Source organism: Desulfatiferula olefinivorans, assembly GCF_054657895.1.
The window spans coordinates 77,180-98,211 of record NZ_BAAHXV010000002.1 but is presented as its reverse complement, the minus strand read 5'-3'; the positions used below and the strand labels follow the sequence as shown (position 1 = coordinate 98,211).

Here is a 21,032-nt window from a genome sequence, read left to right as displayed (position 1 = left end):
TTTTAGTCATTATCATTTCTGAAATCAAGGATTAAGTTTGAAGCACACCCTGTGTTGGTCACGACATCACCTCCGGCCCCCGACATGGGGGGCGCTGTGACGCCAGGCCGTCGATGGGCGATCGGAGATCGCTGTAGCGGAATGTTCTGCCGGCCGATGGTGCAAGCCCGGTCTCAAGGGACAGGGCGGGCAGGCCGGATACGAAGGACAGAAGATGCCGTTTCTCCGCGGCCGCCTGGAGGGCCGTGAACATGTCCAGGGCCCGATGGACCGATGTGTCGACAAAATCGTCCAGGCTCCCTTTCAGGTATTCCCCGGTGACGGGATGACGGTAGCGAATGATCCCTTCGAAAAACGGGGCGGTGAATCGCATGCCCGGAGGATAAAACAGGTGGGCCTTGTTCCGGAAGGTTTCGGAACCCACGGCGGCGATCAGCCGAAACACCAGATAGCCGATGCGCGAGCGAAACAGCCTGAGGGTGAAGGCATGAAGCTTCAAGGCCCTGACGATCTCCGGCAAAAACGATTCGGGCAACCCCAGAAACCCCGCGAGATGGACGGCCAGGCCGTCGACATTGTCCCGGAGGGTGTCGTACAGGGCGGACGGGTCAGAGAAACATTTCAGACGCAGGGCCTGATGCCGGAAAAGATGGGTGTCGATCAGGGTTTCCAGCCGATAGTGGCGGGAAAGATCATGGCCCGAATAATAATACACCATGGGATGAAAGACGGCGTCGGCCGCCATGTGGGTCAGGGCTCCGGCGGTCATGGCCAGGCACCTCAAATCTCCCGTGGCGTCAACGGCGGCGGCCAGGTAACGAAACGGCCCCAGGATGTCGTCCGTCGAGGCACCGTGGATCGACAGGCCGCGGTCCTTCAGTTGCCGGCCCCTGTCGGAGGATGACCCGCAGAACGCGATGTCGTGCATGACCGCGCCGAAACGATAGGCGTCTTTGAAACGATGGATGCAGTCGCTGAGAAGGCCCCGGGGATGGTGATCGGAAAACCGCTCCCCGGTGATGTCGGCAATGATCAGGTGGGTCAGTTCCTTGGGCATGGGGTTCTCTTCACGGTACGGGGCGGCTGGACAGCAGGTAGGCCCTCAGGTTGATTTTCTTGTTTTTGATGCCCATTTTCGTGCGAATGTTGTCCCGGTGGAACTCGACCGTGCGGGAGGATACCCCAAGAAAATCGGCGATCTGTTTGGTGGACTTGTTCTGCTTGATCAGGCTTACCACCTGGATTTCCGTGGATGTCAACGATTGAAGGCTGTCGGACAGAATCTGCATGAACGGTGAGCAGATTTCCTTGAAACTCTGTTCGAGGATTTCAAGGTAAAGGGCCTGATGCTTGTCAAGGGCCGTTTTTTTCAAAAGTTCAAGGTGGGGCGCGATCACTTCCTTGATGCTGAAGGCGACCCGTTCTTCAAGCTCCCGCTTGTCACGTTCCCGTTTTTTCAGAAGCACTTCGAGGGCCGTGTTGATATCCTGAAGCTCCCGGGTGCGCTCTTCGACCTTGGCCTTCAGTTCCCGTTCGTAAAGAATCTCGGCGGTGACGTCCCGGCAATAACTCCGGAAGCCGATTTTGCGACCGGCCGCATCGGTTTTCAGGTTGGATTTGACGTTGTAGTAATGAACGGACCCGTCTTTCATCCGCCCGCGAATCAGGAGCCCCCCGGCCGGTTCGCCGGTCTGGAGAATGGTCGAATAAAATTTGACCACGATGTCCCAGTCTTCGGGCAGAATATAATCTTTGAAGGTCATGGCGTTCAATTCGTCCCGGGTGAAGCCCGAGTGTCTGACCATCGCCTCGTTGAAAAAATGAAACCCGCCTTCGAGGGTTTGTTCGAAGAAAAATTCTTCGATGTTTTCCACCAGAAGCCGGTATTGCCGCTCGCTTTCAAGCAGGTCGCGTCGCATGTGAGCGTGATGGGTGATGTCGTAGGCCAGAACGATACGCCACGGCTCACCGCCTTCGGTTTCGACGGAAAGGGTCCGGACCTCGACGGTCCGAAGAGGCCGGCCGGCATCGGCCCTATGCACGTCCATGACCGTCGACGTTAAGGGGTCGCCGGCGTCCGGGGGCGGTACGTTCAGAAAGGGCCGGAAGTCCCGCCCCAGGATATCCGTCTCCGGACGGCCCAGAATGCGGGCCATGTTCCGGTTGAGGTAAAGGCAACGGTGGTGCCCGTCCACAATCGCAGCGGCCTGGTACCCCCAGGTCAGGATCAGTTCGTCAAGGGGCAGGGGCGGAGCTGCGGCATCGGGTCCGGGGACGGAAAGACGTCCTGTGGTTTTCAACGGATTCAATGGGTCCATGGTCGTTTTTGGTATGTTGAAAAGGGGTTCGGGCCATGATTCAGTCCGTGGCCGGAGGTACGTTCCACTGGTTATCACTGAAACGGATCAAATAATCAAGGGATTAGAATCAAAAAAACGCTGAAAAAAGGGGGGGGCGGGTCAAACTACCTGGAAATACCCCGTATTCAGGCCGATATAAAACCGGGGTTGTGACCGGGGACGTTCATCCCTAAAATGTTCCGATATCACGGTGCGTTATTTCGAACCCGGGACCGTTCGGGTTCGACGGATCTTTTAAACAACCGGCGTCCGGCCAGACCATGGCCCGGCTCCGGTTGTATTCATGCGGAGGACACAAACATGCTGCTCAATCCCAAAAAACTGAACAAAACCTATCCGGACCGGGAAACCGAAGACATCATGCGTAAAACCATCGATTTCTTCGAATCCATGGGCCTTGCCAAATGCAAGGAGGATTACCACTCGGCACGGTGGTATACCGAGTTTCTTGATTTTATGAAAAAAGAACAGATCATGGCCAAACTCCTCACCCCGACCGGATATGGCGACGGCGCCCGCTGGGATACCTCCAGAATCGTCGAATTCGCCGAGATCCTTGGCTTTTACGGATTGACCTACTGGTACTGTTTTCAGGTGTCGGCCCTGGGTCTGGGACCCATTTTTATCGGCAAAAACGAGGAAGTGAAACACAAGGCCGCCCGGCTTCTCAAGGAAGGGGCCATCTTCGGCTTCGGCCTGTCCGAGAAAGAGCACGGCGCCGATATCTATTCCAGCGACATGATGCTGCATCCGAAGGGAGACGGGACTTACGCCGCAAACGGTGACAAGTATTATATCGGCAACGGCAACGAGGCCGCCATGGTGTCCACCTTCGGCAAATTTTCAGACACCGGGGATTACGTTTTTTTCGTGGTGGACTCGAAACATGAAAAATACGAGTGCGTGAAGAACGTGATCTACAATCAGGATTACGTGGCCGAGTACGTGCTCCATGACTATCCGATCACCGATGCGGACATCACCGACCGGGGCCGTGAAGCCTGGGATGCGTCCCTGAACACCATCAACATCATGAAATTCAACCTGGGATGGGCCTCCATCGGGATCTGTGAGCACGCCTTTTACGAAGCCATCGATCATGCGGCGGGCCGGAACCTGTTCGGCAAATTTGTGACCGATTTCACCCATATCCGCCAGCTGTTCGTCGACGCCTATTGCCGTTTGTACGCCATGAAATCCTTTGCCTTAAGGGCCACGGACTATATGCGCAGCGCATCGGAAAACGACCGGCGCTATCTGTTGTACAATCCCATGGTCAAGATGAAAGTCACCACCCAGGGTGAGGAAGTGATCAACCATCTCTGGGATGTCATCGCCGCCAAAGGGTTCGAAAAAGACACCTATTTTTCCAACGCGGCCACCGATATTCGTGCTCTTCCGAAACTTGAAGGCACCGTCCATGTGAACATGGCCCTGATCATCAAGTTCATGCCCAACTTTTTCTTCAACCCGGGCGAATTTCCCGAGGTGCCGAGACGCAATGATCCGGCGAACGACGACTTCCTGTTCAATCAGGGGCCGACCAAGGGACTCGGTAAGACCCGGTTCCATGATTATAACATCGTCTACGGAAAATGTGACCTGCCCAACGTCACCATTTTCAAGAGCCAGATCGAGGCCTTCAAGGAATTTATGATGGTGTCGCTGGAAACCATGCAGGCTCAGTCCGAGGACATCGATTTTCTTCTGAACGTGGGTGAGCTGTTTACCCTGGTGGCCTATGGCCAGCTGATTCTGGAGAACAGGGACATCGACGGCATCGAGGATGATCTGATCGAGCAGATTTTCGATTTCATGATCAGGGACTTTTCGAAATTTGCCCTTCAGATTTACGGCAAACGGATCACCACGGAGCAGCAGCAGGCCTGCTGCCTGAAGATGATCAAGCGTCCCGTGGTGGACGAGGCCCGGTACAACCGGGTTTGGGAAAATCATGTGTATGCGCTTAAGGGAACCTATGTGATGAATCCCTGATGGGGGCATCGGGATTCATGGGGGAATGGCGCCGGGCGGCGGTTTTGCAAGAACCGCCGCCCGGTTTTTTTTGTCAGGACACGGGGTCGATGAGGATACGGGCGTCCAGGGCCACGGCCCCCGCGCCTTTTTTGAACACGCGGACCGGATTCAGGTCCAGCTCCCGGATTTCAGGATAGTCTGCCATCACATGGCTGATCCTTTCGATCATTGACAGGAAGGTGTCGATGTCGGCCGGTTCCTGTCCCCGGGTGCCTTCGAGAATCTTCCGGGATTTGAGACGCAGGAATTTTTCTTCGATTTCAGCGCGGTTGGACGGACAAAGCACATGCTCGACATCGGCGAACACCTCGATGTAAATGCCGCCGAACCCAAAGGAAACCACCGGCCCGAAGGAGGGGTCCACATGGGCACCCACAAACATGTCGTACCCGTCCTTTGCCATGGCCATGACCCGGACGCCGTCAAACCGTGCTCCGGCCTTGTAGGCCGTAAGGTTTGAGACGATCCGGTCAAAGGCCGTCTCGGCCTCGGCGTCGTTTCCGATACCCACCATGACCCCGCCTGCCTCCGACTTGTGGACGGCGTCCGGAGAAATCACCTTCATGACCACGGGATAGCCGATGGCGCGGGCCGCCAGGACAGCGTCCTCCCGTGTCGGTGCGACCTGCGAGGGCAGGGTCCCGATGCCCATCATGTCCAGGAAAGCCAGGGTGTCTTCACCGACAATGCCGGGATGCTCCGACAACCAGGTTTTTCCCGACGAACGGTCCATGCCGTCGGGCCGCGTTGTTACAAAAGGACCGTCTGCCTTTTTTTTGTAAAACAGATACTGTTTTTTCAGAAGCCGCATCATGGTTTCCGGCGAGCTGAAAACGGGAATGCTCAGGTTCCGCTTGACCTTGCCCAGGGTCTTTGTCGTGGCGTACAGGCAGGATGCGAAGGGTTTGTTCGCCGAACGTATGGACCCGATGATTTCCTTGGAAATATCGGTCTTGAACATCCGATAGTACACATCGTCGCTTTTGGGCATCGGGGGGTTCTGGGTCACGTAGACAACGCCGTCCACGTGCTCGTTGTGGAGGGCTTCATTGAAAATATCGGCATAGCCTTTGGGGCTGTAGATGTCTCCCATGTCCATGGGATTGGAGAGCGTGACGATACCGGCGTTGGAGTATTTTTTCATGCCTTCAAAAAAAGCCTGGCCCGGATCGGCGAACCGGAACCCTTCCTTTTCGCACAGATCGGCCAGCATGACCGTGAACCCGCCGGCGGGGCTCATCAGCATCAGGCGATCCCCCGCAAGGGCCGGAAGTTCGAACACCTTGACCGCTTCGATGAAGTCGGAAAACTGATGGATGCGGGTGATGCCCGCCCGTTCGAAAGCCGATTCGATGATGTCCTCGTTGTTGCTCATGGCCGCCGTATGGCTCATGGCCGCCTTGTTACCCGCGCTGGTGGTGTTGGCCTTGAACACCACCAGGGGTTTGTTCGCCCGCATGGCCGCCTCGACCATGGCCCGTCCGTCGGGAATGCTTTCCAGATAAAGACAGATCACCTTGGTTTCAGGGTCTTTCCCCAAGTAGTCGATGCAGTCGATTTCGGTGATGTTCAGTTTGTTTCCGATGCTTGCGAATTTGGCCAGACCGATGTTCTCATCGGCCATCAGGTTCCACAGAAAAAGTCCGACCCCGCCGCTCTGGGTGATAATGGACATGCCGCCCTTGGGGGGGCTGAAGCTGGGGGTGAAGGGCAGGCAGAGGCCGTTGGACGTGTTGGCCATGGCCAGACCGTTGGGGCCCATGAAACGCATGCCGTGACGATCGGCGTTTTCCATCAGCTGTTCGGCCAGCCTGCGGCCCTCCTCGCCCGATTCGTTGAATCCGCCCGACAGAACGGCGGCACGCCGGATACCGAAGGCTCCGGCCTCGTCGATGGCGGCGGGGATGTACCGGGCGGGAAGAAGAAAGACGGCAAGATCCGGAACGATCGGCAGGTCCGACGCTTTTTTGTATACACGGATCCCGTTGACATGAACGTCCTCGGCCTTGGGATGGACCCCGAAGATCCGCCCTTTGAATCCCCAGCGGATCAGGTTCTCCAGCACCAGCCTCGGTATGTTGGTTTCCTTGCTGGAAAGTCCCCAGATGACGATGGATTCCGGATTGAACATTTTATGCATGATGCCCTCGTTTTTATTTTGGTTGATGATTGTGAGCGAATGGTTTAGGGTGTTATACAAAATGTTGACGTTAACGTCAACTATAATTTACCGATCAGGCCACATTTGGATGAATGAACCGATCAGCAATAAGCTTGACAGGCCATGACGGCTTAATTATTAAAGGTAAACTGTCTCGAAGGCATCGGGGCAATGTGGTACGGATATTAAAACCAAAAGAACGATCATGGCCGTGATACGGCCGGCGGGATACCGGTGTGAACAATAACGATCAGAACGATACTTTTACCATCTCCGCCCTGGCGGAGGAATTTGAAATCAGTACCCGGTCCATCCGGTTCTACGAAGAGAAGAACCTGATCCATCCCAAGCGGACCGACGGCAACCAGCGGGTGTATTCCAGGCGGGACCGGGCACGGCTGAAACTCATTCTCAAGGGCAAGCGGTTCGGTTATTCCCTGGAAGAGATTTCCGAAATCCTGGGGATGACCGAGGTTGATTTTGACGAAGAGGAACAGATCGTCAAAACCCTGAAGTTCGGGGGTAAACGCCTCGACGAGATCCGCGAGCGGATCAGCGAACTTTCCCTGCTCGAACAGGATATCATGTCATTTCTGGATAAAATCAGACTCCGCCTGGACGAGTTGAGGCGGGCCAAAGAATGACCGGCCATGAAGCTCCTGTTTATTGAACCCCATTTCGGGGGGTCGCACCGGCTGTTTGCCCAGGGGCTTGTCGCCCATTCTTCTCACGACATCGACCTTCTCACCCTGCCGGATCGGAACTGGGCCTGGCGCATGCACGGCTCGGCCCTTTATGTTTCAAAACACCTTGATTCCCCTGGCCGCTATGACGGCCTGATCATCAGCAGCATGCTGCGCCTTTCGGATCTCAAGGCCGCGTTGGGGCCGGCACTTCCTCCCGTCCTGGTTTACTTTCACGAGAGCCAGCTGACCTATCCGCCGCCCAAAACCGGGCACAAACCGGAGACCGGCCTGATCATGGGAGAGATCTCAACGGCTCTTCTGGCCGATCGGGTTGTGTTCAATTCGGCGTATCATCGCAACGCCTTTCTGTCGTCCGTCGATGCCTTCATGGCCCGGATGCCCGATTGCCCGATTGACTGGGCGCGACATGATATCGAAAAAAAGACCGAGGTCCTTTATCCGGGCCTGGATTTCGATGAAACGACGCCGGAGACCAGGGACGATGACGCCTGTCCCCTGATCATCTGGAACCACCGATGGAGTTATGACAAGAACGCGCCCTCGTTTTTTTATGCCCTGGATGCCATGGTAAAGCGGAACGTGTCCTTTGAGGTGGCCCTTCTGGGGGAATGTCCGGGCTGGGTCCCAACGGAATTCGAAAAAGCGCGGCAGCGTCTGGGCGACCGGGTCATTCAATACGGTTTTCTTGAAAACCGGGCGGACTATGTCCGCCTCCTCAAGCGGGGACGCCTGGTGATCAGTACGGCTAAGCAGGAAAATTTCGGGCTGTCGGTGGTCGAAGCCGTCAAATACGGCTGTCTGCCGCTTTTGCCCCGCCGTCTGTCTTATCCCGAAATACTTCCAAAACAGTATCATCATGAAGGACTGTATTCGTCCCAGCGCGATTTACTTGTCAAACTCGAACGAATGCTTGGTCCCTGCGACGGTTTTGATCGAATGAGACAGGATTTGTCGCGTGCCGTGGACCGTTTTTCCTGGCGCTCGCTGATTGACCGGTATGACGAGATCCTCGACCTTCTGCGCTGAGATCCCCGCGGAAGTTCTCGGCCGGATCATTTTGGATTTCATATTGATTTTGTTCAGGATGCCGTGATACCTTGACGCACGGATCAGGGATGGATATACTGGTTAACCTTTTTTGACTTTAGCAGCAGGCTTTATCGTGACCATGGAATCGATCGCCACCATCAATGTCGATCATCTGATCGGAAACCAGATCGGATCATCGACCATCATCCGCGAACTGGCCCGGGGGGGCATGTCCATCATCTTCGTGGCGTTCCAGCGGACCCTGAAACGCCAGATCGCGGTGAAAATCCTGCCCAAGAAGCTGATCACGGCGAAAACGGCGGCCCTCTTCCAGCAGGAGGCCGAATCCGCCGCCATTTTGTACCACCCCAACATCATTCCCATTTATGAAGTGGGGGAGACCGATGATTTTCTGTTCTTCACCATGCAGCTGGTGGCCGGAGACACCCTGTCCCATCTGATCCGGAAAGCGGGAAAGAACATCATTCCGTCCCGGCGGTTTATTCCGGTCGACCGGTCCGTCAAGCTGATGTTCCAGATTCTCGATGCCCTGGACTATGCCCACAGCCAGGACATCATTCATCGGGATATCAAACCCGGAAACATTCTGCTGGACAACATGACCAATCGCCCCGTGGTTACGGATTTCGGCATTGCCAAAGTGCTGAGAAGCGAAGACGATTCCAAGCCCATCATCCAGGGCACACCGGTCTACATGGCCCCCGAACAGATCCTGAACCGGGAGGTGGACGGACGGGCCGACATTTATGCCGCGGGCGTGATGTTTTTCCAGATGCTGGTCGAAAAGCTGCCCCTGCCGCGGCTGAAGTCGACCATTGCCCTGCTCAAGCTCAAGGTGAAGAGCAGGGAAAGCATTTTTACGCAGAAACCCAGTGAACTGAACCCGTCGATTCATCCGGACATGGACGATATCATTGTCAAAGCCACGGAAAAAGATCCGGACAGCCGCTACCAGACCGGACGGGAATTCATCAAGGCCCTTGAAGGTTATATGAAAAACCATCTGAACTGATGCAAAGGCATGGCCATGAAAGACAAGAGACTGCATAAAAAAGTGATTGACAAGCTCGGCCGGATGTTCGCCATGCTGTTCAACCGGGCGGCCATGTACAACATGAACCATCCGTTCACCACCCAGGCCATGGCCGATTTTTTCAAGGCCGTCAGCGTGGAACTCAAGCAGTATTCACCGATCGTGATCATCATGCATCAGGATGCGTTTTTTGTTGAAGACGAGCCCCTGGATCCAAGACTCAACGTCTCGAAGATGCTGATGCATTTCAAAAAAGGGGGCATCCAGTCCGTCTCTCTTGAAGAGGGGTTGACCCAGCCCGAACTTGAAACGTTCTTTTCCGTGTTCATCGATCAGATCAGGTACCCCAGTGCGGAATCGATGAAAGAGGCCTGTGACCGGGAAGGCGTCTTACGGGTAAAAATCAACCATGTCTTTTTCAAAAAGGTGACCGCCGACGAGGAAGTGCTGAGCCGGGATGAAATCAAGCAGATCGCCGATACGAAAAAACAGGAAAAGAGCAAAAGCCTCAAGGAAGAACTTCTCGACATGATCTCGGGGGGGCTGGCCATCGAAGAGCTGGGCAGGGCCCTTCCCCTGACCGATCTTCTGGCCAAACCGGACAAGGTGTCCGATTATCTCAATGCACCCGACACCCTGCGGATGGACGGCGGCGTCTCCGATTCGTCGGCCGGCGTGATCATGTTCGACCAGATTCACCGCATCCGCATGGAGGTCGACAAGGCGGCCGGGCACGCCTCGGGGGCCAGTCTCCATGAACTGGCCGAATCCGTGGCGCGGATGCGCGATGAACTGGTCAAAGGGATTCTGGAGAGGAAGAAAGAGGGCCTGATCTATGATAACGAGCAGGCAATCATGGATGAGGCCAAGGAGATGGTCGACAAGGTTCTTCTTGAACTGGTCAAGGACGAGTACAAGCAGGGGGCCACACCGATCAAACGGCTGGCCCAGGTTCTCCGGCGCCTGATACCCGACAACGATGAGCTTCAGCGCCTGCTGCCCAAACTCAAGGAACTGCTGCTGGCCGAAGGCATGTCCCTTTCGGATTTTCTGAAATTGACCGAAGAACTGGAACGTGAAATCACAAACGCGTCACTGAGTACCGCCCTGAAAAAAAGCGCCGAGGAAATCGGGGTGGCCGGGGAGGATCTGCTCAAGGAGATTTCATCGAACCCCACGGAGGCGGCCGAACTGATTTATCTGGCCGCCGAACTCCGCAAGGAAACCGGCGACAAGAAAGCCCTGACCGACGTTCTGGTCAACTACATCGAGCGGATCTCGGGCAATGCCGCCCTGACGTCGACCCGCAAGGGCGACGATGCAGGTGTTGCCCATCTGAAAACGGTCATCTGCCATGTGGAATCCGAGATCATGGATCGCCTGAAAGGCAAGGATCTGGATGCCGGTGTACTCGATTCTGTGGCGAAAAAACTCAATGACCGGATGGATCAGTTCCTCGAAAAAATGGAGGTGAGTTTTTCAAAACGCCAATCGGCCATGGGCACCTGGGATGCGGAAACCACCTCACTGATGAAGATGTTCGAGGAACAGCTGGGTGACAAGGACCAGATCCGGGGGCTTCTCGAACGGGTGAGGGACCGGTTTCGGGACAAAAAAACCGGAGAGATAAGATTCGAAGACATCAGGTTCGACCAGGACGAGGGAAAAGGGGAGGGCACCCCGGAAGAACCGGCCAAAGCCTCGCCGCTGCCCAAAGGCGTTCACAGCAGGAAGAGCATCCTTTATTTCATCGAAAAGGAAATGGCCCGGTCCGTCCGGTATCAGACTCCGTTTTCCCTGGTGACCCTGTCCATTCTCAAAGCCGTTCCCCAGCAGAAATTCGCTGCCGGGTCCATTACCCGGGAGGAGATCACCTACATGGTTCTGCAGAATCTGTCGACGCTGGTGCGTGATACGGACGTGGTGGGGGTCCTCGATTCCAAAAAAATCATCAGCCTTTTGCCCATGACCGATGCCGACGACGCCAGACTGGCGCTTCGCCGGATTCTGAAAACCATTCATTCCAACCTGATCCGGGTCAAGGGCGTGCCGCTCGAAGTCCGCTTTGCCGGGGCCGTAACCTCGTTTGAAAAGGACGTGACACCCACCCTCAAGGATGTTATTCGAATGGCCGAGCACGATATTTTCGATATGGTTCAACGGATCAAGAATCTTCAGACCTTATATTAAATCCGCGGCCCGACTTCCGTCGACCAGGGCAATCGCATGTATGATCTTTAAAACACATGGGCCTCCTCCTGCGGGACGGATCATGCCGTTCACGTTTAAGGTCACGGGCACGATGGCGGCCTGCAACACGTGAACGAATGGTACATGCGGTTGCGCTGATCCCTTGTGGACATTTGCCGAGCTTTTGGGTATAGTCCCCGCATCCTGCCTTAATAAGCGGGGACCGAGGATTGACATGCCTGAAACGTCGAGACGACCCGTCAGGCTCTGCACCGGAAACATGGAGGAACAATGATCAAGGAAACCATCGAAGACGGCATTGCCATTATCACCCTTTCCCATGGAAGCACCAATTCGATCACCATCGATACCCTTCGACGCATCGATGCCGTCGTCAAGAAGGTGAGTACCGATGACGCCCTCAAAGGCATCGTTTTGACCGGCGAAGGCCGTTTCTTTTCAAGCGGCTTTCATCTTCCTGATTTTATCTCTTTTAAAACCATCGAAGAAATCTACGCCTGGTTTGATGAGGAAGAGGAGCTGCTGCTGAACTTTTTCACCTGCGACAAACCCGTGATCTGCGCCATGAACGGGCACAGCGCGGCAGCCGGACTTATCTGGGCCATGGCGTCGGACTATCGTCTCGTCAAGAATCATCCCAAGGTCAAGCTGGGCATGAGCGAGATCAAAATCGGCCTGCCTCTGTCCGTGGCCCAGAGTGAAATCGTCCGCTACGGATTGGACAGCGAGCGCACTTACCGCAACGTGATGTTTTTCGGTGAGATGATCGGTGTCGAAAAAGCCCTTGAAATCGGGATGGTTGACGAGATCGTCGACGAAGATCAGCTGATCGCCCGGGCCAAAGAGCTGGTGACCCTCTGGATCGATACCCCGAACCGGCCCTTCATTCCCATCAAGAAACTGATGAAAAAAGAATACGCCGACAAGATTCGGGCCGGTCTGGATGACGGCACATGGAAACAGGGACTTGCCTGCTTTCTGCGCGATGATGTCCGCGGCACCCTCGAATTCGTTCATTCCATGCTTCCTGCCTGACGGCGGTTGCGTGACCGGCGGGCAACTGCCCCCGGTCACGATGGAATGACATGCCCCGTTTGTCCCCTTGGGCGGTTTTGTTCAGGCAGCCGTCCGGCGTTTGTTTTTTAATGTCTCATTTTACATATGTAAAATAAAACTTGACTGTTCGTAAAAAACGGGTATACTGCCTCTGTTCCGATCGTCCGTCCGTCGCGCGTTACGTCCTGAAAACCGGCAACGATCAGACCTGCCCATGGATATCGGATGTCCCCGCATCTGTATCAATACCCTCTGTTTTTGGGGGCGATCAAACGATCGCCCCTTTTTTCATCCGCCACCCCAGCCCTGATACGCTTGATGCTTAAGATTGACAGAGATCGTGTATCCGTATATGGAGTTTTGTACGGTCAGATAATTCGGTGCCTTTTCTTCTGGGGGGAAGGCGGATAAGGAGTGGTATGATTTCACGCGCGGTATTGACGTTTCTGGTATGGCCGGTCATGGTTTTGTCGGCCTGTTCCCTGAACCACGGGGCGCCCGACCAGGGCGTGGATTCGGACAACTCGGATAACACGATTTCAGGTGTGGTCGCGGCCGGTGCCCCGGTCCGGGGAACGGTGATCCTTAAAAACGCCAATTCCGCCAATACCTATCTGTCCGGCGTCATCGAACCCGATGGTCATTTTTCCATACATCTGGTCGACACCATGACCGGCCCTTACATTCTTCAGGCCCGCGGCACCGTGGGCGGTCGATCGGTCTGTCTTCATTCCCTGGGCACCCGGTCCGACGTTTCGGACATCGTCAACATCACTCCGCTGACGGACCTGATCGTGGGGCATTTGACCGAACAGGCTCCGGAACTCTATTTCGACAGCTTCGTCGATCCGCCGTTGTCTCGAATCGCCACCGATGACATCCTCGACCGGTATGAATCCCTGATCCGTTCACGGTTTTGGGATCTGATCGATTCCGCGGGCGTCGATGCAGCCGGAATCAATCTGTTCAATACGCCGTTTGCGGCCGATCATACGGGGCTGGATGCGGTTCTGGACATGATCCGCGTGATCCCCCAATGGACACCGGAAGGCGAGCGTCTTGACACTGTCAGTCTTCGGAATATCCTGACCGGTGAGGAACTCATTGAAAACCTTGCCGATACCACGGAATCCGATGGGTTTTCGGCCGTGGACCGGAACCTCGTGGACGCCTTTGTCCAGGCGATGACCGATATTGACGGCATGTTCGCTGACTGGGCGCTCCGGTTTGAAACGGCCTGCCCTGACCCGACGGCGGCCGGACTGGTCGCTTTGTTTGACGAGGGCTTTCTGTACAACGGCTATGACCGCCGGGCCTTTCTCGAATCGATCTGCGGTAATCCGGACCTGATCGGGATGACCGTGTCCGGTCTGTCCCTCGATGCCATGGACTTGGATAACGGGACGGCGGTTGTTTCGCTGACCGTGTCCACTGCGGACGGACACAGTCAGTCACTTCAGAACTGGACGCTCACACGAACGGCGGGGCAATGGCTGATCGCCGGCAACCAACAGCTTATAGATGTTCAGGTCGGAGCCTGTGCCGCCTACAGCCAGACAAGCCGGGAGATTCTTGCCAACGGCATCGGTCTTTACGCCGTGGCCCCCGCGGCGGACCGGGTGGCCGACGTGGATCACATCACGGTGACCGGACCGGGTATTCCTTCCGGTGACCCGGTAATTTTGACGAGACAGGGCGGAGATCCCGCGGTCTTCGCCCGGTCGGGGTCCCGCCCCCTTGGCTTCCACCAGCCCACCGATGACCTGGGAACACCCGACCCTTTGACGGTCACCGAAAACAGCCGCTATACCTTCGTGCTTTGCGACAACGGGGGCAATGCCGTGAACCCCGGCGGTTATGTTCGGGTTCTTCCGAAGGGTTACGGGGATACCGGCGTCCTGACAAGCCGCATCTCCCGCCATGCGGTGTCGTTTACAAGACCTTATCCCCAACTGCTGTCCGCATTCACCGGTGACGGCCTGCTGGTCTGTGAATGGGCCCTGCCGGTCCGTGGCACGGCCCGGACGCTTTTTTTCATGGGAACCCGTCCGTCAGGCAGGTTTCTCCTGTCCGAGAACCTTGCCCCTTTGGCGACCACCTGCACCCGCGTCATCGATCAGGACGGCATCGACACCTTTGACATTTATCTTCGCACCGTGGACGAGTTTGGCCGGATCATGGATACGGTCATCTCCAAAACGACCCAGCCTCCCCACATCGTCATGCCCGATTCAGTGATCGGTGTGTCCCCCCGGTTGTTCTGACGGCCGGTCCTTCGGAAGACTTGTCTTTACGCCGTTCACATGGGTTTCCGTGATGATCCGGTCATCCCCGAGAATCATCAGGGCGAACAGAACGTCCTCAAGCTTTTCCGCCCGGGCGAGCCGCCGGTCGAGCAACGGCAGACGTCGGGGATCGATCACGATAAAATCCGCTTCCTTGCCCGGTAAAAAATTTCCGATCGCATGGTCCAGCCCCAGAATCACGGCGCCCCCCAGGCCGGCAAGGTAAAAACTCTGGAAAGGACTGAGATTGACGCCCCGGAGTTGGCTGATCTTGTAAGCTTCCGCCATGGTTTTGAACAGGGAAAAGGACGTGCCGGCACCCACATCCGTTCCAAGCCCGATACCGATACGATGGGATCTGACCGTTGCCTGATCGAACAGGCCGCTGCCGAGAAACAGATTGGACGTGGGACAGTGGGCGATGGCCGCGCCCCGTTCCCCAAGCTGTGCAAGCTCACGATCCGACAGGTGAATGCCGTGGGCAAAGACCGATCGGCCGCAGACCAGGCCGAAGCGGTCGTACACATCGAGATACCCTTTGCTCCAGGGAAAGGCGTTTTGGATCAGCGCCACTTCACGCTCGTTTTCAGCCAGATGGGTGTGGAGAAGGACGTCGGGATGCTCCCGGATCAGGGCGCCCGCCGCCTCGAGCTGGGCCTCGGACGAGGTCAGGGCAAACCGGGGCGTGACGGCATAGCTCAGCCGACTGCGACCATGCCACCGTGTGATCAGGGCAAGGGAATCATCGTAGGCGGTCTGTGCCGTATCCCGAAGCCCTTCCGGAGCGTTCCTGTCCATCAGAACCTTGCCCGACACAAGCCGCATCGAGAGGGCATCGGCCGCCTCGAACAGCGCGTCAACGGATTGCGGATGGACCGTGGGCAGGACCATGGCGGTGGTGGTTCCGTTTTCAAGCAGTTCAGCGATAAACACGTCCGCCGTCTTTCGTGCGATGTCCGGGTCACGGAACCGCTGTTCGCAGGGATAGGTGTAGGCGGTCAGCCAGTCCATCAGCTGTTTGCCGTACGATGCGATGATATCGATCTGGGGGTAATGGACATGGGTGTCGATGAAACCGGGCATGATCATGCAGCCGGAATGGTCATGGACCCGGCAGTTTCGGGGCAGATCGTCGATCAGCGCGTGGCGGGGGCCGATTTTCAGGACACGTCCCGCTTCGATCACGAGCAGGCCGTCTTCGATGTATTCATAGGCATCGGCGACAAGGCCCGGATCATCGGTAAAATGAAAAATCGACGCCCGGAAGGCCGACAGGGATGGAGGTGTTTCTTGCATTTGTCTCTCCATTTGGATTATACATGCCCACAGAATCGAAGCGAACAGGGTGAGCATGGGGGCGAATCATTTCATGATACGGCAATCAAACCGGTTTAATGCAGATCAAACGCCTGTGACGGCGTCACTCACGACGATGGCCGGGGATGTCGCCATCGTTCGGGGTACCGGGTGTCGGAAACGATTGATCCCCGAAATAAAAAAGGTTTTCAGATCGATATCCGAAAACCTTTTTTTGGTTTGGTGTGGCGCGCTCGGCAGGATTCGAACCTGCGACCCCCTGATTCGTAGTCAGATACTCTATCCAACTGAGCTACGAGCGCTTAATTCGGGGATACTTTTAATCCAATACGGATCCGATGTCAACACTAAGTTCGCTCCCGGCATGTTTTTGCCCCGGCCGGACCAGGTCCGGTGTCCGGGCATGATTCGGGGCCGGGTTTCATATTAAGGTAAAGGACGTCACCGTGTCTGAAACGATCGATCATGAACGCTTCATGCTTCTGGCCATCAAGGAAGCTGAAAAAGCTGGACAAAACCAAGAAGTTCCGATAGGTAGTGTGATTGTGGCCAAATCCGGGGAGATCCTTTCATCCGCCGGGAACCGGACCATCAATCAGGCTGATCCAACGGCCCATGCAGAAATGCTGGCCATACGTAACGCCGCGTATTTTCTTGGGAACTACAGATTGACCGGAGCCACGATATACACGACCATCGAGCCCTGCATCATGTGCATGGGGGCCATTGTTCATGCACGGTTGGAACGTGTGGTATTCGGCGCGTCAGACCCGAAATGGGGCGGGGCCGGTTCCCTTTTCAATCTTGCGGATGATGTCAGGTTGAACCACCGGGTTGAGCTGGTTTCAGGGGTTCTGGAGGATCGGTGCCGCGCATTGATTCAGGACTTTTTTCGTCATAAACGTCAGAAACCCCCTGCCGCCCTTGATGACGATCCGGGATTATAATTTATTGCAAGGAGTCACTCGTGGGTAATTTTGTCATTATCGGTACGCAATGGGGAGATGAAGGCAAAGGTAAAATCGTTGACCTTCTGGCGGAATATGCGGATTTCGTGGTCCGGTTCCAGGGCGGCAACAACGCCGGGCACACCATGGTGGTCAACGGCGAAAAATTCATCAGCCATCTGGTGCCGTCGGGAATCCTTCAGAATAAAACCTGCTTTATCGGAAACGGTGTGGTGGTGGACCCCGAGGTTCTGATCTCCGAAATAAAATACCTCCAGTCCAAAGGCGTGGATGTCAGCCCCAAATACCTTCGACTCAGCGAAAAGGCCCAGGTGATCATGCCGTACCATAAAAGCCTTGATCACGCTCGCGAAGCCAGAAAAGGGGACAACAAGATCGGCACCACCGGCCGCGGCATCGGTCCCTGTTATGAAGACAAGGCCTCCCGTGTGGGAATTCGTTTTGTCGAGCTGCTCAAGCCCAAGACCTTTGCAGAAACGGTCCGCACCGTTCTCGATGAAAAAAATTACCAGCTGAAGCATTACTTTGGCGTCGAAACCGTGGATGCCGAAGCTGTTATCAAGCAGTATCTGGAATATGCCGAGTTTCTGGCCCCTTACATTGCCGATACCTCCGTCGAGATTATGGTAGGCATCAAGCAGCTGAAAAGCGTTCTGTTCGAAGGGGCCCAGGGCACCCATCTGGACATCGACCACGGAACCTATCCCTACGTCACCTCGTCAAGCACGGTTTCCGGCAATGCCTGCTGCGGTTCCGGCGTGGGTCCCAAAGACATTGACGGCGTTATCGGTATTGTCAAGGCCTACACCACCCGCGTGGGGGCCGGTCCGTTCCCCACGGAACTGCTCGATGAAACAGGGGATTACATGCAGTCCAAAGGGGCCGAATTCGGTGCCACCACCGGGCGCCGCAGGCGCTGCGGCTGGCTTGATATGGTCATTTTGAACAACGCCGCCCGGCTCAATGGCCTGACCGGAGTGGTACTGACCAAAATGGACGTGCTGGGCGGTATTGAAACCCTGAAAATCTGTACGGCCTATAACTACAACGGCAAGATTCTGGAAACCGTTCCGACGGACCTGGAGATACTGGCCCAGTGCGTGCCGGTCTATGAAGAAATGCCCGGATGGGACGAGGATATTTCGACCATCAAGGAGTTCAAGGATCTTCCTCTCAATGCCAAGCGGTATATCAAGCGGATCGAGGAGCTTTCCCGGGTGCCCGTGGACATCGTCTCCGTGGGGCCGGGCCGTGAGGAGACCATCATCATCAACAATCCCTTCGTGTGAGGATGATCGATCAAAAATTTCATAATAACGAATTGACAAACGTCTTCCACTGATATAAAAAACGTTCGTTATTTCAATCGGGATGTGGCTCAGTCTGGTAGAGCACAGCGTTCGGGACGCTGGGGTCGGAGGTTCGAATCCTCTCATCCCGACCATCATATTACGCCCTCAAATGGACCACCGTTGTGTGGTCCATTTTTGTTTTCGTCGACCGTCTTTCCGTCATAAGCTGCCCGACAGAATCAATTTCAAAGTGGCATAAGTCGATATTCTGTGATAAAAACAACATCCTGCCTGACCGGCCCGGATTGGTTTCGGCCGGGAAGACGCATGAACCCCTAACGTCATCGAAGGAAAAGGTATGACACTCACCGACACAGATCAGGGTCAGGGCACCGATTTTATCCGCACTATCATCCGTGACGATATCATTGCCAACGTCAACGAAGGAAAGGTGGCCACGCGTTTTCCGCCGGAACCGAACGGGTATCTCCACATCGGTCATGCCAAATCCATCTGCCTGAATTTCGGCATCGCCGAAGAATTCGACGGGGCCACCTGCAACCTTCGTTTCGACGACACCAATCCCGAAAAAGAAGAGGTGGAATACATCGAATCCATCAAGGAGGATGTGACCTGGCTGGGATTTCGGTGGAACGGGCCGGTGCGCTATGCCTCGGATTATTTTGAAAGCCTTTACGAATACGCGGTCGAACTGATCAAAGCCGGGAAAGCCTATGTGTGCAGTCTCAGCGCCGATGAAATTCGTGAATACCGGGGAACCCTGACCGAGGCCGGCAAGGACAGTCCTTACCGGAACCGCAGTGTCGACGAGAACCTGGATTTGTTCGAACGCATGAAGCGCGGTGAATTCGAAGACGGAACACATATTCTCCGGGCGAAGATCGACATGACCTCTCCCAACATCAATCTGCGGGATCCGGCCCTGTACCGTATCCGCAAGGCCGAGCATCACCGGACGGGCAACGCCTGGTGCATCTATCCCATGTACGATTACACCCACTGCATTTCCGACGCCATCGAAGGCATCACCCATTCCTTGTGCACCCTGGAGTTCGAGGATCATCGCCCTTTGTACGACTGGGTCCTCGACACCCTGAAAACCCCCTGTCATCCCCGGCAGATTGAATTTTCACGATTGAATCTGAGTTACACCCTGATGAGCAAACGAAAGTTGCTTCAACTGGTCACCGAAGGGCATGTCAGCGGCTGGGACGACCCGCGGATGCCGACGATCTCCGGACTCAGACGCCGAGGCTACACCCCGGAGTCCATCCGTCGCTTTTGCAGACGGATCGGCATCAGCAAAAAGGAAAGCCGGATCGATGTTGGGGTTCTTGAAGAGTGCCTGCGGGAGGATCTCAACGAGAAAGCCCCCCGGATCATGGGTGTTCTCGATCCCCTCAAGGTGATCATTGAAAATTACCCCGACGGACAGGTCGAAGAGATGACCCTGATGAACCATCCCCAAAACCCCGACATGGGTGTCCGCAGCCTGCCGTTTTCACGGGAAATCCTTATTGAACGATCCGATTTCATGGAAGATCCGCCCAAAAAATTCTTTCGCCTGGGCCCGGGCCGCGAGGTCCGTTTGCGCAGCGCCTATTACATCACCTGCACAGAGATTGTCAAAGACCCGACAAACGGTGAGATTCAGGCCTTGATCTGTACCTACGATCCCCAGTCCAAAGGCGGGTCCACCCCGGACAACCGGAAGGTGAAGGGCACCATTCACTGGGTGTCGGCAGGTCATGCCGTACCGGCCGAAATCCGGGTGTACGACCGCCTGTTCATGAGCGACAATCCCGAGCAGGGCGGGGCGGATTTCAGATCGGTTCTGAACCCCGATTCCCTGACGGTTCTGGAAGGTGCCATGGTCGAACCGACTGTTTCCGGTGCCGCTCCGGGTGAGACCTTTCAGTTTGAACGCCAGGGGTATTTTTGTGTGGATGCCAAAGATTCAAGGCCCGGGCATCCGGTGTTCAACCGCACCGTGACCCTCAAGGATACCTGGGCCAAGCTCCGCAAGGGAGAGGACTGATTATGCGCGTGGGCATCGGAAACGACGTGCATCGCCTGGTTCCGGGTCGAAAACTGGTCCTTGGCGGCGTGACCGTCCCTTACGAAAAAGGATTGCTGGGGCATTCGGATGCGGATGTCCTGACCCATGCCGTGTGTGACGCCCTGCTCGGAGCTGCGGGCCTGGGGGACATCGGACGGCATTTTCCAGATACCGATCCGGCCTTCAAGGACATCTACAGTATCGAACTCTTGGAAGCCTGCCGCTGCAAGCTGAGGGATCTGGGGTTTGGCGTGATCAATATCGATGCCACCGTTTTTGCCGAGAAACCCAAGCTTTCGCCCTATCGGGAGGCCATGGTTCTCACCCTGGCCCGTGCACTGGAGATTCCTCCGGAAGCCGTGAATGTCAAGGCGACCACCACGGAAGGTTTGGGCATGATCGGTCAGGGCGAAGGGATCGCCGCCATGGCCGTGGCCCTGATCGACGATCGAACGGCTTGACAAAACCTCAATGA

Annotated in this window: 15 protein-coding genes and 2 tRNA genes; 12 read left to right on the top strand and 5 right to left on the bottom strand. The window is 55.8% G+C overall.

Annotation, left to right across the window (positions count from 1 at the left end; all coding sequences use genetic code 11):
* Positions 1-58: 58 nt before the first annotated feature.
* Both ACYQ11_RS02180 and ACYQ11_RS02175 read right to left on the bottom strand, forming a co-directional pair.
* A complete protein-coding gene (locus ACYQ11_RS02180; protein ID WP_459922095.1) occupies positions 59-1,057 on the bottom strand; it encodes a zinc dependent phospholipase C family protein in 999 nt (332 codons plus the stop codon).
* A gap of 10 nt (positions 1,058-1,067) precedes the next feature.
* A complete protein-coding gene (locus tag ACYQ11_RS02175) occupies positions 1,068-2,318 on the bottom strand; it encodes a PAS domain S-box protein (RefSeq protein ID WP_459922094.1) in 1,251 nt (416 codons plus the stop codon).
* Positions 2,319-2,660: 342 nt separating this feature from the next.
* On the opposite strand from ACYQ11_RS02175, the gene ACYQ11_RS02170 reads away from it, so the two are divergent.
* On the top strand, positions 2,661-4,355 hold the full coding sequence (locus ACYQ11_RS02170; RefSeq protein WP_459922093.1) for an acyl-CoA dehydrogenase family protein: 1,695 nt from the start codon (positions 2,661-2,663) through the stop codon (positions 4,353-4,355).
* A gap of 73 nt (positions 4,356-4,428) precedes the next feature.
* Here ACYQ11_RS02170 and ACYQ11_RS02165 read toward each other — a convergent pair whose 3' ends face one another.
* Entirely contained in the window at positions 4,429-6,537 is a 2,109-nt protein-coding gene (locus ACYQ11_RS02165; RefSeq protein ID WP_459922092.1) for an acetate--CoA ligase family protein, read from the bottom strand.
* A gap of 257 nt (positions 6,538-6,794) precedes the next feature.
* On the opposite strand from ACYQ11_RS02165, the gene ACYQ11_RS02160 reads away from it, so the two are divergent.
* From ACYQ11_RS02160 to ACYQ11_RS02135, 6 genes are all read left to right on the top strand, one after another.
* A complete protein-coding gene (locus tag ACYQ11_RS02160; protein WP_459922091.1) occupies positions 6,795-7,202 on the top strand; it encodes a MerR family transcriptional regulator in 408 nt (135 codons plus the stop codon).
* A 6-nt stretch (positions 7,203-7,208) separates the two neighbouring features.
* Complete coding sequence (locus ACYQ11_RS02155) at positions 7,209-8,291, top strand: tRNA-queuosine alpha-mannosyltransferase domain-containing protein (RefSeq protein WP_459922090.1); 1,083 nt, start codon at positions 7,209-7,211, stop codon at positions 8,289-8,291.
* Between the two features lie 112 nt (positions 8,292-8,403).
* Entirely contained in the window at positions 8,404-9,327 is a 924-nt protein-coding gene (locus tag ACYQ11_RS02150) for a serine/threonine protein kinase (RefSeq protein WP_459922089.1), read from the top strand.
* Positions 9,328-9,342: 15 nt separating this feature from the next.
* Complete coding sequence (locus tag ACYQ11_RS02145; protein ID WP_459922088.1) at positions 9,343-11,538, top strand: hypothetical protein; 2,196 nt, start codon at positions 9,343-9,345, stop codon at positions 11,536-11,538.
* 291 nt (positions 11,539-11,829) lie between these two features.
* On the top strand, positions 11,830-12,594 hold the full coding sequence (locus ACYQ11_RS02140) for an enoyl-CoA hydratase/isomerase family protein (RefSeq protein ID WP_459922087.1): 765 nt from the start codon (positions 11,830-11,832) through the stop codon (positions 12,592-12,594).
* Positions 12,595-13,034: 440 nt separating this feature from the next.
* Complete coding sequence (locus ACYQ11_RS02135) at positions 13,035-14,879, top strand: hypothetical protein (protein ID WP_459922086.1); 1,845 nt, start codon at positions 13,035-13,037, stop codon at positions 14,877-14,879.
* On the opposite strand, the gene guaD is transcribed toward ACYQ11_RS02135, so the two are convergent.
* Entirely contained in the window at positions 14,847-16,196 is a 1,350-nt protein-coding gene (gene guaD / locus ACYQ11_RS02130) for a guanine deaminase (RefSeq protein WP_459922085.1), read from the bottom strand. The two genes, ACYQ11_RS02135 and guaD, sit on opposite strands and share 33 nt — an antisense overlap.
* Positions 16,197-16,442: 246 nt before the next feature.
* A tRNA-Arg gene (locus ACYQ11_RS02125) sits at positions 16,443-16,519 on the bottom strand.
* Between the two features lie 144 nt (positions 16,520-16,663).
* Between ACYQ11_RS02125 and tadA the strand changes: the two genes are divergently transcribed.
* The 5 genes from tadA to ispF all read left to right on the top strand — a co-directional run bounded on the left by tadA (position 16,664) and on the right by ispF (position 21,018).
* Positions 16,664-17,164 (top strand): tRNA adenosine(34) deaminase TadA, encoded by a 501-nt coding sequence (tadA, locus tag ACYQ11_RS02120; protein ID WP_459922084.1) that lies wholly within the window; start codon positions 16,664-16,666, stop codon positions 17,162-17,164.
* 20 nt (positions 17,165-17,184) lie between these two features.
* A complete protein-coding gene (locus ACYQ11_RS02115) occupies positions 17,185-18,474 on the top strand; it encodes an adenylosuccinate synthase (RefSeq protein ID WP_459922083.1) in 1,290 nt (429 codons plus the stop codon).
* Between the two features lie 78 nt (positions 18,475-18,552).
* Positions 18,553-18,629: transfer RNA gene (locus tag ACYQ11_RS02110), tRNA-Pro, on the top strand.
* A gap of 206 nt (positions 18,630-18,835) precedes the next feature.
* A complete protein-coding gene (locus tag ACYQ11_RS02105) occupies positions 18,836-20,536 on the top strand; it encodes a glutamine--tRNA ligase/YqeY domain fusion protein (protein WP_459922082.1) in 1,701 nt (566 codons plus the stop codon).
* Positions 20,537-20,538: 2 nt separating this feature from the next.
* The gene (ispF, locus tag ACYQ11_RS02100) at positions 20,539-21,018 is read left to right on the top strand and encodes a 2-C-methyl-D-erythritol 2,4-cyclodiphosphate synthase (RefSeq protein ID WP_459922081.1); all 480 of its coding nucleotides are present in this window, start codon (positions 20,539-20,541) and stop codon (positions 21,016-21,018) included.
* The last annotated feature ends 14 nt before the right edge of the window (positions 21,019-21,032 follow it).